The following is a 13,256-nucleotide window of genomic DNA, read 5'->3' on the forward strand; positions in this document are numbered from 1 at the left end:
CCGCCGCCCCGACCGCGACACCCGGCCGCCGCGGCAGCAGCGCTCGGCACAGCGCCGCCGTCGCGACGACGACGCCCACGCCGAGCAGCACGTTGACGGCGCGGGCGGCGCGGAAGCCGGCCAGCGGATGGCCCGACGCCTCGCCGGCCCCCAGCGGCACCGCCTCCACCGCGTAGAACAACGGTGGATGGTTGGCGGTGTAGACAAGATCGTAATTGGACAGCGGCCGGCCGAGACGCACCCCGCACAGCCCATCGGCGTGCGCGTCGACCGCTGCCCGGACCTGCGCGGGCGAGGCCCGGCAGCGCGCCGGCAGGCCCGGCATGCCGGGCACCCGCGAGCGCACGGGGGTGTCGAGCTGCGGCAGCGAACCGTGGGCGAGCTCAAGGGCGTATGCCGTGTGCTGCGCCTCGTCGGCGCCGGTGAACGGCGGGACCACCGCGGCGACGAGCAGACCCAGCGAGCAGAAGATCAGACCGGCCGCGGCCACCCCGGTCACGAACCACCGCCGTACCGCCACGGCGCCGCCGGCGGCCCCGGTCGGCGCACCGCGCGGATCATCACCCGCGATTCCCCCCGCGGCGGCTCCTTGGGCGCAGGCTCCTAGGGCGGCCGTGTCCTGGGCGGCCGTGCCGTCCGCGGCGGCTCTGGCGCCTCCGTCCGGGCCGGCCGATCGGTGCCGTCCCATGCCGAACCCCCCACGCCGATCAACCGGCGGCGCGCGGGCACCCGTCCGTCCCGGCGGATATGACGGTAGCGCCCGGACAGGGTCGGCTATTCGGCGGTTCGCCGCCGCAGCGCGGCGACGAACTCGCCAGCACCGATGATCGCGGCCAGGGCGATCGGCCCGATGACCGCACCGAGGTAGCGGTAGTCGAAGCCGGAGGTGACCGCGGACAGCACCAGTGTCGACACACCGGACCCGGCTGCCAGCCAGAACAACCGACCGGCCCCGGCAGGTGCGGCGGGATGCGGCGCCGGCGCCGGCCGTCCCAGATCGGACTCCGCCGCCGGTGGCGGGCCGGTGGTAGCCCCGTCGGGCCGGTCGACGTGCTGCCCGGTTCCCCGTGCCGCCCGCCGGGTCCGGATCGCCCGGATCGCCCGGCCCGCCGTGAGCAGCGACGCCGCCATGCCCGCCAGCAGGCCCAGGCCGACCAGGGGCATCGGGGCGTAGGAGAGCCTGGACCAGGCGGCGAGCAGGCCGGCCGGCGGCGAGTGCACCGCCGTGGCGACGAAGTAGCCGTCGTCGGCGTGGGCGTCGTCCGGGGGCAGCACGTTGGTGCCGCGGGTTGGCAGCTCCCAGGTGTCCGCCCGGGACGTCTTCGGGGTCTCGTACGGGACCGGGTACAGGTAGCCGGCGAGGTAACGGGCCGAGGACGTGACGAGCGCCCACGGCTGCTCGCGCACCACCCCGCGCGCGAACGTCCCCGCGAGGTCCTCCCGCCCCGGTGGGATCTGCCGGTGGCCCTGGCGCAGCGGCGAGTCGGCGGGCCACAGGTAGCGGACCGGGGCGCCGCGCTGGCCGGCGGGCCGCGGGTCGCACAGGGTGCGCAGGTCCGCACGGGAGATCGTCGAGCAGTCGGCGAACGGCGCCACCCGCCCGTACAGGAAGAACCCGGAATGGGCGGACACCGCGAAGCCCTTGCCCTCAGCCGCGCTCCAGCCCGCGTAGGCGCCCACCGGCACGGCGGCCGCCACCACGAACGCGACGACGGGGGCCACCGCCCGCACCGGCGTCCGGTGGCCGCGGGCGGCGACCGCGTCGACCACCAGCACGACGACGGCGACCGTCAGCGGCCCGTAGCCCACGGTCCGCACACACAGCGCCGCGCCCAGCAGCAGCCCGGCGCCCGCGGCCGCGACGGCCCGGGGCCGCTCCCAGCCCGCCAGCACCGCGACGCCGGCCGAGACGAGCACCCCGAACAGGCTGTCCGCCAGCACGAACTGGCCCAGGTCCAGCACCCACGGCGCGAGCAACGCGGGGGCCGCGGCGAGCGCGGCCAACCAGGGCCGGCGGACCGCACGCAGCGCCGCCGCGTAGAGCGCCACCGCGACGGCCAGGGTCAGCAGGTGCTGCACGACCACGATCCGGGTCACGTGGCTGGGACCGTCGAGGATCCGCAGGAAGATCGGATAGCCGGACGGCCGCCAGTCCCCCGGCCACAGATCGCGCCAGGCCTGGTCCAGGTAGGCGGCGGAGTCCCCGAGATACATCAGCGCCGGCGGGTAGGCGACCAGTACCAGCACCCGGGCGGCGACCGCGACGGCGAGCAGGACGCCGAAGACCACGTGCCGCCGCGCCCCCCGACGGCATCCCGCCAGGGCCGCCCGCGCCCTGGTGGGGCTGGCCGAGGGCGCGTCGTCCAGGTCACCCGCGCGGTCGTCGACGACACCGGCGTCGCCCGGCACCTGACTGACGCTAACCATCGCCCCCAGTCTCGCAGGCGCCCCACCCGCCACCCGTCACCGGACCTGCGCCGGTGACGGGTGGCCCTTCACGTCGACGTCAGCGTCCAGCGGTCCTGGTGGATTTCTGGGCACCATGGTGCCCGCCCTGCCGGATGGCCCGGCCGGTGCTGGTGGAGATCGCCGCGGAGCTCGCCGGCCGGCTGCGGATGGTGACCGTCGACGTCGCGCCCCGGCGCCCGCCGCCAAACACATCCTGTCGATGCCGACCCTGAAATGTGTACCGCGGCGGGCAGCTCGTGCGCTCGGTCATCGGAGCGCGTCCGAAGGCCCGTCTACTGGAGGAGCTTCGCGGCGTCGCCTGAACCGTCCGGTCGCGGGGCCTCGCCGGCCTCCGCCACCGCGACGCCTCCGGCGGGCTCACCGGCGCCGTACCGCTCCGTCACCCCGTTGGCGACGGACGAGACGCCCTCGGTCATGTCGGTCCCCACACCGGCGGCCACCCCACCGGCAGCCACTAGACCGATGATCGGCGCGGCGGCGGTCGGACCGGCAGCAGTCACGGCGGCGGCAGTGACGGTCGGCTCAGTGCCAGCGGTCGGCTCAGTGCCAGCGGTCGGGGCGGTGCCAGCGGTCGGGGCGGTGCCAGCGGTCGGGGCGGTGCCAGCGGTCGGGGCGACGGTGTCGGCCGTGTCGACGGTGTGGCGCATGCGGATCTCCGGCAGTAGCCAGGTCAGGGCGAAGGCGACCAGGCCGATCGGCACGGCGACCAGGAAGACCGTCTGCATCGAGTCCGAGAACGCCTGGACGAAGCCGGAGCGGATGTCCGGCGGCAGCGTTTCGAGGAGCTTCGGGCTGATGTTCGCCCCGGACGCGGCGAGGCCGGGCGGCAGCGGCAGGCCCGCCAGCCGCTCGTTGATGTTGCCGGCCAGCACGTTTGCGAAGATCGCCCCGAAGACGGCCGTACCGAACGAGCCACCGATGGAGCGGAAGAAGGTCGCACCCGAGGTCGCCACGCCCATCTGCCGGTGGTCGACGGAGTTCTGCACGGCGATGACGAGCACCTGCATCACCGAGCCGATCCCGACGCCGAGCACGAACATCGACAGCGCCAGCTGCCAGGTGGCGATGTCGGGGCTGATGAACGACAGCAGGAACAGGCCGATCGACATCACCGCGGTGCCGACGATCGGGAAGACCTTGTACCGGCCCCACTTGCTGATCAGCCGGCCGGAGGTGATCGAGCTGAGCAGCAGCCCGCCCATGACCGGCAGCATCTGCAGGCCGGACTCGGTCGGGTCGACGCCCTTGACCACCTGGAGGAACAGCGGCAGGAAGACGATCGCGCCGAACATCGCGAAGCCGACGACGAAACCGATCGCCCCGGCCGCCGAGAACACCCGGTTGCGGAACAGCGACAGCGGCAGGACCGGCTCGACCGCCCGGCGCTCGGCGAAGACGAACGCGACGAGCAGCACGGCACCCGCGACACCCATGCCGATGATCTCCGGCGAGCCCCAGGCGTAGGTGGTGCCGCCCAGGCTCGTCAGCAGCACCAGGCTGGTGGTCGCCGCGGCCAGCAGCACGGTGCCGAGATAGTCGATCACGTGCTTGATCCGGTTCGTCGTCGCCGGCAGCGCCAGCGCCGTGGCCACGAGGGCGACCGCGCCGACCGGCAGGTTCACGTAGAAGACCCACCGCCACGACAGGTGGTCGACGAACAGCCCGCCGAGCAGCGGGCCGACCACCGACGACACGCCGAACACGGCGCCGAACAGGCCCTGGTAGCGGCCCCGGTCCCGGGGCGGCACCAGATCGCTGATGATGGTCATCGCGCCGATCATCAGGCCGCCGCCGCCGAGGCCCTGCAGGGCGCGGAAACCGATGAGCTGGCCCATCGACGTGCAGGCGCCGGCGAGGACGGAGCCCGCCAGGAACAGCACGATCGACACCTGGAAGAGGATCTTTCGCCCGTACAGGTCACCGAGCTTGCCCCACACCGGCGTCGACACCGTCGAGGCGAGCAGGTAGGCGGTGACGACCCACGACAGGTGGGTCGCCCCGCCGAGATCACCGACGATCGTCGGCAGCGCCGTCGACACGATCGTCTGGTCCAGCGAGGCCAGCAGGATACCCAGGAGCAGGGCTCCCATGATGATCCAGAGCCGGCGCTTGTCGGCGACCTGTGCCGCGGACGCGTCGGCCGGGACCTCGACGCCGGGCGCGGACGCCTGAGCCTGGGTCATGATCAGCTCCCCTCGTGGTCGTGGCGGTCGGTACAGAGTTCCGTCGTTCTCATCGGTGTCGGCTTCCTCAGGGTGCGTGCGGTTCAGGAGCGGGACGTGCGGGGGTGGGACGTGCGGGGGACGGCGCGGTATCCGGTCTGCGCCGGTCAGGCTGGGGACGCGCCGGGTGGTGGCGGCAGGCCACGGGCCAGGCTGTCGAACGCCTGGCTGAGCAGGTCGACCAGCGGAGCGCCCGGGGACTCCTGCCAGCGCACCGACAGGATTCGCACGATCGCCAGCGCCGCGGCGACCAGCACGGCGGGATACGGGTCCCGGGCGGGATCGAGGCCGCAGCGGCGACCGACGGCCTCGGCGAGCGCGTTCTCGTAGGAGCTCCAGCTCGCCGCGCTGGCCGTCATCAGATGCGGATGCCGGCGGATGATCGCGAGGCGGGCCCGCCAGAGATCGGCCTGTTCGGGTGCGATGAGCTCGGCGCGCTGCAACATGACCGCGCGCACCGCGGCCAACGGATCCTCGTCGGCGGGCCGGGCCGCCAGCGCCTCGGTGATCTCGCGGATGTCCTCCGGGTCGATGCCGACGAGCGCATCGTCCTTGGTGGGGAAGTAGTTGAAGAACGTCCGGGTGGAGACCTCCGCCGCGGCGGCGATCTCGTCGACCGAGACACCGTCCAGCCCGCGCTCGGCGACGAGCCGGATGGCCGCCATCCGCAGCGCGCGGCGGGTCCGCAGCTTCTTGCGTTCCCGCAGGCCCAGCTCCGCCGGCCGGGCCCCGACCGACGGCTCCATGGTCGCCCGATCCGGGCCCGCCTGGGTCGTCATCGTTCCCTCCCCGGCCTGACGTCTCGTTGGATGCAGCAGCTACAACCTTGTAGTCCCTGAATTTATTCTCACTATGCAAAATTTGACCGAGGTGACTTGCACACAGATGAGCTCGGGATCGGTACTGACCGGCCGGGGGCGCTGCGCGGCAAGGAGGCCAGGGAACCGAGACTCGACGGGTCAGCAGAGATACGTCGATCAGTCAGGGACACGTCGATCAGTCAGGGACGCGTCGATCAGTCAGGGACGCGTCGATCGGTCCCCGCTGCCGCACGCGGCTTGCTGGTCGTAGTCCGGGTTCTGCCGCACCATCAGCCGCCGCACCGTCCGTCATCGATCCGATACAGAATCGTGCCGAGGTTCAATGACGGTTTTCTGGCCCAGAACCGTGCTTTGGCCTCGGCACGATCTGGCCGCTATCTGGCCGCTATTTGGCCACTATCTGGCCGGGAGACCGGGGCCAGGCTGGTGGGCGGCGCAGCGGCGCGGTCCGGCGCCGGTGGCCTGCTCCCCGCAGCGACCACCCAGGACAGCGGACTTGCTCGTCCAGGCAGGCCCCGACGGGCGCAGGGCGGACTCAGCCGCGCAGGTCGTCGCCGGCGAAGGCGGCATGCAAGGCCTCGTCCCAGGGACGCAGCGGGGCGAGACCCGCGTCTAGCCACGATCGCGTGGACAGCACGGAGAAGGCCGGCCGTGCGGCGGGCCGGGGGAAGGCCTCCGTGGTCGTCGCGCTGACCGTGGCCGGGTCCAGCCCGATCTCCGTCATGATCTGGCGGGCGAATCCATACCAGGTCGTTTCGCCGGTATTCGTGCAGTGGTAGACCCCGGGCGGCGCCGACGAGGCGACGAGGTCGAGCAGGCCAGCGGCCAGATCGGCCGACCAGGTCGGCGAGCCGGTCTGGTCGGCCACGACCGAGACCGCCCCGCGCTCCCGGGCCAGCCGGATGATCGTCTTGACGAAGTTACCGCCCGTCCGGCCATAGACCCAGGCGGTGCGGATGACGTACGAGGACGCCGGCAGCAGGGCCCGCACGGCCTCCTCGCCCGCGAGCTTGGTCCGGCCGTACGCGCAGGCGGGACCGGTCTCGTCCCCGGTCTCGTAGGGCTTGGTCGCCCGGCCGTCGAAGACGTAGTCGGTGGACAGGTGCACCAGCGTGGCGTCGACCTCGGCGCAGGCGGCGGCGAGATGCGCGGGTCCGGTGGCGTTGACGGCGTAGGCCCCGGCCTCGTCGGCCTCCGCACCGTCCACGTCCGTCCAGGCCGCGGTGTTGACGACGACCAGGCCACCCTGGATCTTCGCCGGCCGGGCCTGGTCACGCAGGACGGCACGGACCCGCGCGGGATCGGTGATGTCCAGCTCGGCCCGGCCGAGGCCCGCCCAGGCCCGCACGGGGGAGTCCGGTTCGGCCATCCGGGCCTCGAGCAGCCGGCACAGGTCGGCGCCGAGCTGTCCGGCGGCACCGGTCACGAGAACGCGCACGGCCCGAGTCTGGCAGACCAGTCGGCGTACATCGCGGCAGCCTCCGCCGTGCCGCACCGACAGGCCCCAGGACTGAGCAGGACCCGGGACTGAGCAGGCGGGGCCGGGCTGAGCAGGCGCCGGGCTAATAGGTGCAACGCGAGGTGATCTCCGTGGCAGTCGCGGCGGGGGCGGTCGGCGCCGTCGCGGTTGCCGGCACCGCGGCGCCGGCGGACGGGCCCGCCGGTGCGCCGGCGGACGTCGCCGCAACGGCGATCGTGTCCACCTCGAAAGTGGTGCCGAGGACGAGGCTTACCCGGCCGGCGGGGACGGCGGCGTCCTGCTGCAGCCGGCTGCCGGGCACGGCGGCCTGGACCGTCCGGGCGGCATCCGCCGCACCCGGGTGGTAGCGCACCTGCGTGGTACGCAGGACGCCGGCGCGCCAGGTCCGCGCCGGCCCCACCTGGAAGCCGGCCCGTTCCAGCGCGGCGGCGGCCGAGGTGGCCAGACCGCTCACCCCGGCGCCGTTGTAGACGTCGACGGCCACCTTCGCCGGGGGCACCGTCGGCGACGGGCTCACCGCCGGCACGCCGGCCCGGCTGGGCCGGCCGCGCAGCGGCGCGAGGAACTTCTCCAGCGTGATGGGCTCGTAAAGCTGAACGGAGCCGAAGCGGGGCAGCTCGCCGAGGGCGTTGCCGCCCTCGGCGGGGGTGGGCGCGTGCACCGGGATCGTCTCGAACCGGATCTGGTCGGCAGACATGCCGCGCAACCGCGTCGCGAGCGCGCGCAGGTCGTTGATGCTCGTCCCGTCGTCGACGGTGAGCGCCTTCGTCGCGGCACGCAGCAGGTTCTCCAGCCGCACCGGGTTGGTGAGCACGCCGGACGAGGTGGCCTGGGTGAACACCGCGCCGATGAACTGCTGCTGGCGGCGGATGCGGTCGAAGTCGTTGTCCGGCAGGCCGTGGCGCTGGCGCACGAACGCCAGCGCCTGCTCGCCCGACAGCCGGTTCTCGCCGACCCGGCCACGCCACTGCGACCACGGGTCGTACAGGTTGGACCTGCCCCCGCCGGGCAGCGGCTTCACGCACACGGTCACCCCGCCGACGGCGTCGGTCATCTCCTTGAAGCCGGCGAGGTCGATCGAGACGTAGTGATCGATCTTGATGTCGGTCAAGTTCTCGATTGTCCTGATCAACAGGCTGGGGCCACCAAGGGTGATCGCCGAGTTGAGCTTGCCGCGGCCGTGGCCGGGGATGCGCACCAGGGTGTCCCGGGGGAACGAGACCATCGTCGTCGTCCCATCCGCGTCCAGATGGGCGAGCATGGTGGTGTCCGACCGCTCGTCGGTCACCACCCCCTGGCTTTCGTACTCGCCGCCGGTGCCGGCCCGGCTGTCCGAACCGACCAGCAGGAAGTTGCGGGTGCCGGAGGCGGCGTCCGCCGGCCGGTCGTCGCCGAGGCCGAGCCGGATGCGGTGGATCTGCGCGCCGAAGTACTCGTAGGCGGTCCAGCCGCCGATCGTGGTCACGAGGATCAGGGCCGAGAGCGCGGCGGCGAGCAGCATCAGCAACCGACCCAGCGGGGACCGCTCGCGACGGGTGTCGTGCATGGCGTGGCGCACCACCGCCCGGCGGGCCCCCGCGGAGCGGCGGCTGTGGGTCCGCCGAGATCGCCCGGCGCGACCGTCCGTCTGCGGATCGCCTGGTGGACGCGGCGGCGCCTCGGTCACCGTGTCCCCCTCCCAGGCGGCCGGAGATGTGTCCCGGGCATGGCACGATCGGCCGGCCGCGCAGCGTCCCGGCCGCTGGCCCTAGCGAACCCTTCGACTACTCAACGTACCCGTATCAGCTGGCGCGCACCCGCCTCCAACCCGATGCCGTAGGAAAGACGGGCCACCGATAGGGACGTTCACCCCACCACGAGGACAAAAGGGACTAGTTTAATCCGATAACAGACGCCACACCTGTTGTTACTTTCGGTTAGTTCAAAGCGACGCGATAGAGTTTGAGATCATGAAGGCCCTCGTCCTCGCCGGTGGCTCGGGAACCCGTCTGCGGCCGATCACGCACACGTCCGCCAAGCAGCTGGTTCCGGTGGCGAACAAACCGGTGCTCTTCTACGGCCTTGAGGCCATCCGGGACGCCGGCATCGTCGACGTCGGAATCATCGTCGGCGAGACGGCCGCCGAGATCGAGGCGGCGGTCGGCGACGGGTCGGCGTTCGGGATCCGCGTGACCTACATCCGCCAGGACGCGCCGCTCGGGCTCGCGCACGCGGTGCTCATCGCCCGCGACTTCCTCGCCGACGAACCGTTCGTCATGTACCTCGGGGACAACCTCATCATCGGCGGCATCGCCGGCCTGGTCACGGAGTTCCGGCGAACCACCCCGGACGCACTGATCCTGCTGACGAAGGTGGACAATCCCTCCGCCTTCGGCGTCGCCGAACTCGGCGCGGAGGGCCGGATCGTCCGGCTGGTCGAGAAGCCGCTGGTCCCGCCGAGCAATCTCGCGCTCGTCGGCGTCTACATGTTCGGCACCGCCGTGCACGAGGCCGTGCGGTCGATCAAACCGTCGGCCCGCGGCGAACTGGAGATCACCGAGGCCATCCAGTGGCTGGTCGACGGCGGCCGCGATGTCGCCTCCCACCTGGTCGAGGGCTACTGGAAGGACACCGGCCGGCTGGCCGACATGCTGGAGACCAACCGGCACCTGCTGGAGTCGATCGAGCCCGCGATCCACGGCACCGTGGACGCCGACAGCTCGATCGTGGGCCGGGTCGTGATCGAGGACGGCGCCTCGCTGGTCCGCTCCACCGTGCGCGGGCCGGCCATCATCGGGCGCGGCACCACCCTGGTCGACACCTACGTGGGCCCGTTCACCTCGATCTTCCATTCCTGCACGATCGAACGGACCGAGATCGAGTACTCGATCGTCCTGGAGCGGGCGACGATCCGCGGGATCGGGCGCATCGAGGACTCGCTGATCGGTCGGGACGTCGAGGTCGTGCCCTCGGCCGCCCTGCCCAAGGCGCACCGGCTCATGCTGGGCGACCACTCCCGCGTCTCCGTCGCCACGACGGGGACCTGATCGGCGCCGGCGGGATCTCGCGCGGGGCCGGTCAGTCCTGCGCGCCCGATCTCGCCGCGACGGGGCCGCCCGGGATGGCGGCAGCCGAGTCGGCGGCAGCAGCCGGCTCCATGGAGGCAGCCGAGTCGGCGGCGACCAGGGCCGTGGGAGCAGCGGAGTCGGCGGCAACGACCGGGGCGGCAACGACCGGGGCGGCAGCCACGGCCGGCTTCCGGCGGGCCTGCACCGCGGCGGCGGCGATGGTCCCGGCGAACAGTAGCGCGGCCAGAACGAACACGGCGATCGTCACGCCGACGGGGAACGGCGCCCAACGGCCGATGGCCGACACCACGTCCGGGATCCGCGCCGGGGTGAACGACACCCGGCGCGGCAACCAGTAGTACGAGCAGATCGCGAGCAGCGCCGCGCCCTGGATGAGCAGCGCGCCGACCAGCAGGACCAGCGGGGCCAGCCGTTCGCGCCCGGGCAACGCCCGGCGCAGGCCGAGCGCGACCACAACCCCCAGCCCGACCAGACCGAGGTAGAGGTAACGGCCCTGGACGGCGATGCCGCGGGTGTACCGCTGGTACTCTGCCCAGCTGCGCTGGCCGACCATGAGGTACGCGAACGTGACCGGCAGCAGCAGGACCACCACCCCGGCCACGAGCGACGACCGCTCGGCCCGCCCGGCGCGGTGGCGGCCGCCGACGACCGCCGTCACGCTCAGCCCGACGGCGGCGACCGTGGCGAGCACGATCGCGACCGGGGAGAGCTGCGGGGGCTCGAACATCCCGAGGCCGCCCCAGAACCTCGAGATCATCGTGCGGAAGAAGTACCAGAACCAGGTCAGGAACGAGTCGGGGAGCAGCAGCGGCTCCCGCCGCGGCGGGTTGGTCGCCCAGCCGTTGGGCTGGACGGCGTCGTACAGCAGGTAGTTACGAACCCACCACCAGCCACCGAGCGCGAGACCGAGGCCGACGGCCAGCACCGCGGGAATCCACGGCAGGGAGGCGACGGCGACCCGTAGCCGGCGCCACCGGCCCGCGCCGGGCGCCGCCGCACCCGATCCGCGCCGCCGGCCCCACCAACCGACCAGGTAGGCGGCGACAATCATGGCCGGCAGGGTGAGCGCGAACGCCTTCGACAGCAGCGCGAGCCCCAGCCACAGCCCGGCCCACAACGCGGTGCGCCGCCGCAGATCGCCGCGCAGCACCCCGGCCAGGACCACGGTGAGCCCGCCGGTGGTAAGCATGAGGATGCCGTCGTTGTTGAAGGTGGCGCCGACCCGGGTGAATCCGGGGATGGCCAGCGGCAGGGCGGCCGCGGCGAGCGCTGAGGGCTCACCGAGGCCGAAGCGGCGGGCGGCGAGCCAGGCCAGCAGCGGCAGCGGCGCGACGACCAGGATGTTCAGCAGGCGCAGCACGAAGACCTGCTGGTCGTAGGCCCAGTCGCCGGAGCCGGGCAGGGCGCGCAACACCACCGCCCCTGCCGCGTAGATCAGGGGTGGATGCTGCACCATCTGGTTGGACAGGCGCCCGTCGTCGACCGGCGTCGACCCGCCGAGGGCGTCGAAGGACTTCCGCTGGTCGCGCGGCGTCGGGTCGATCTCCGCGAACGGGGCAGCCCCGCGCCGCTTCCCCCCGGATTGAAACATGTCCTGATAGCGGCCGCGATCGTAGTCGTCCGAGGTCGCCGCCACCCCAGTAGCGATCATCTTCTCCCCGGGGGCGGGCCAGCCGGCGCCGTGCTGCAGGCCGTAGACCATGTCGACGTGCTGGGCCTCGTCGTAACCCGTCCAGGTGGGGTACACGAGGGCGTAGCTGAGCAGCATCGCCAGATGGACCGCGGTGATGAGCACCAGCAGCAGCGGCCCGCGCCGCACCCGGCGCGCGAGGCGAGGGCTCGGTCCCGAACCCCGAGTTCCGGATGCCGGGGACCGGTGCTCAGCCGGCCGGGGGTGCTCACCTGACCGGGGCGTGCGCGCCGCACCCGGCTGGGCCGGAACGGGGTTACCTTCGGCCGGCGTCTGCCCGGTTATGTCGGCAGCGGCCGGTTCGGCGGTGCCGGCAGCGGCCGGCCCGGCGGTGTCGGTGCGTTCGGCGGGCGTCGTCTCCGGCTCATCCATGGTTGACGTCAGGGTAAACGACCGTTGCATGAGAGCGCTCAACAGTGCCGTTCATGCCGCCTCGCCTTGCGGTGAGGCACCCCCGGTCTTGCCGGCCGGAGCCGTGCCGGGTTCCCGTTTCACTGCCACCTGCCCCGCGAGCGGGGTCTTCTGGTCGCCTCCACGGGCGTTTACCGTCTCCGACATACTGGCGGCGACGAGGGAACGCAGGTTGACCGCGGCGTTCACATCACGGTCGATCACCAGCCCGCACGACGGGCAGACGAACATGCGATCCGACAGGGTCAGGCTTGGGTTTCGCCCGCCACAACCGGAACAGGTCCTGCTCGACGGATACCAGCGGTCCGCCACCACCAGCCGACAGCCGTACCAGCCGGTCTTGTACCCGAGCTGGCGGCGGACCTCCGCCATCGCGGTGTCCGCGACCGCACGGGCCAGCCGCCGGTTACGGACCATCCCGGCCACGTGCAGGTCTTCCACCACGATCGCGTCATGGGTGGTCGCGAGCCGGCTGGTGAGCCTGTGCAACCCGTCCCGGCGCTGGCTGGCCACTTCACATGCCGGTCCCCGTCAGGGCCGTAGCTGCAGGTGGTGCACCGGAAGCTGGCACGGGCCCGGCCCCGCTCTGTGAACCGGGGGAAGCCGACCCGGCGGCCCCTGCCCTTCCCCGCTGCGGGAATCGCCGAAGTTCTTCAGCCCGCGGGCGAGCTGGTCCAGGCCGGCGGAGTACGCCTCCTTCGAGCACTCCGCCCACCACGGCGCCGCCGTCGCCTTGGCCCTGTTCCACTCCCGCCGCAGGGCGGGCAAGCGTCCACGGCACCACCGTCAGGTCTGCGCCGGCAACGCCGTAGGTCCTCTCCGCGTCCCGCTGCGCGAGCGCGGCCTTCACCCGGGCCAAACCCCGGTTGAAGGCGAACCGGGCCGCGCCGGCATGCCGGGATACCGCGGCGGCCTGGATGTCGTGCGGATCGAGCGCGAACCGGAACGCCTGCAGTGTCGTCACCCGGCGGCACCGGTAGCGTCCACCCCGGCCGCGCCGCAGAGTGCCCGACTCCGTTCGCAACCACCCACTCACCAGGGTTAACACCGCGACCATAAAGCGCTACCCAGTGCTATCCGGTACTGAAACGGCAG

General features: G+C 72.6%; 8 protein-coding genes and 1 pseudogene. 2 read left to right on the forward strand and 7 right to left on the reverse strand.

Annotated elements, in window-relative coordinates; genetic code table 11:
* Positions 1–774: 774 nt before the first annotated feature.
* A complete protein-coding gene (locus FRAQA3DRAFT_RS17535; protein ID WP_009740384.1) occupies positions 775–2,427 on the reverse strand; it encodes a hypothetical protein in 1,653 nt (550 codons plus the stop codon).
* A gap of 134 nt (positions 2,428–2,561) precedes the next feature.
* Between FRAQA3DRAFT_RS17535 and FRAQA3DRAFT_RS38805 the strand changes: the two genes are divergently transcribed.
* Complete coding sequence (locus tag FRAQA3DRAFT_RS38805; protein ID WP_369809367.1) at positions 2,562–2,681, forward strand: hypothetical protein; 120 nt, start codon at positions 2,562–2,564, stop codon at positions 2,679–2,681.
* Between the two features lie 60 nt (positions 2,682–2,741).
* On the opposite strand, the gene FRAQA3DRAFT_RS17540 is transcribed toward FRAQA3DRAFT_RS38805, so the two are convergent.
* From FRAQA3DRAFT_RS17540 to FRAQA3DRAFT_RS17555, 4 genes are all read right to left on the reverse strand, one after another.
* Positions 2,742–4,652 carry an MDR family MFS transporter gene (locus FRAQA3DRAFT_RS17540; RefSeq protein WP_009740385.1) on the reverse strand — a complete coding sequence of 637 codons (1,911 nt, stop codon included), beginning with the start codon at positions 4,650–4,652 and terminating at the stop codon, positions 2,742–2,744.
* A gap of 146 nt (positions 4,653–4,798) precedes the next feature.
* A complete protein-coding gene (locus tag FRAQA3DRAFT_RS17545) occupies positions 4,799–5,470 on the reverse strand; it encodes a TetR family transcriptional regulator (RefSeq protein WP_009740386.1) in 672 nt (223 codons plus the stop codon).
* A 577-nt stretch (positions 5,471–6,047) separates the two neighbouring features.
* Positions 6,048–6,950, reverse strand: a complete 903-nt coding sequence (gene rfbD / locus FRAQA3DRAFT_RS17550; RefSeq protein WP_009740387.1) for a dTDP-4-dehydrorhamnose reductase — start codon at positions 6,948–6,950, stop codon at positions 6,048–6,050.
* Positions 6,951–7,074: 124 nt separating this feature from the next.
* Positions 7,075–8,538: an LCP family protein gene (locus FRAQA3DRAFT_RS17555; RefSeq protein ID WP_157467457.1), complete on the reverse strand. Its 1,464-nt coding sequence runs from the start codon at positions 8,536–8,538 to the stop codon at positions 7,075–7,077.
* Between the two features lie 403 nt (positions 8,539–8,941).
* Here FRAQA3DRAFT_RS17555 and FRAQA3DRAFT_RS17560 point away from each other — a divergent pair, with 403 nt between their 5' ends.
* A complete protein-coding gene (locus tag FRAQA3DRAFT_RS17560; RefSeq protein WP_009740389.1) occupies positions 8,942–10,018 on the forward strand; it encodes a glucose-1-phosphate thymidylyltransferase in 1,077 nt (358 codons plus the stop codon).
* A gap of 31 nt (positions 10,019–10,049) precedes the next feature.
* Here the strand turns inward: FRAQA3DRAFT_RS17560 and FRAQA3DRAFT_RS17565 are convergent, their stop codons facing one another.
* Both FRAQA3DRAFT_RS17565 and FRAQA3DRAFT_RS17570 read right to left on the reverse strand, forming a co-directional pair.
* Positions 10,050–12,152, reverse strand: a complete 2,103-nt coding sequence (locus FRAQA3DRAFT_RS17565) for a hypothetical protein (RefSeq protein ID WP_009740390.1) — start codon at positions 12,150–12,152, stop codon at positions 10,050–10,052.
* A 21-nt stretch (positions 12,153–12,173) separates the two neighbouring features.
* Positions 12,174–13,125 (reverse strand): annotated as a pseudogene (locus tag FRAQA3DRAFT_RS17570) (RNA-guided endonuclease TnpB family protein).
* Between the last annotated feature and the right edge of the window lie 131 nt (positions 13,126–13,256).

Origin of the sequence: Frankia sp. QA3 (assembly GCF_000262465.1) — a bacterium.
Lineage (GTDB): Bacteria > Actinomycetota > Actinomycetes > Frankiales > Frankiaceae > Frankia.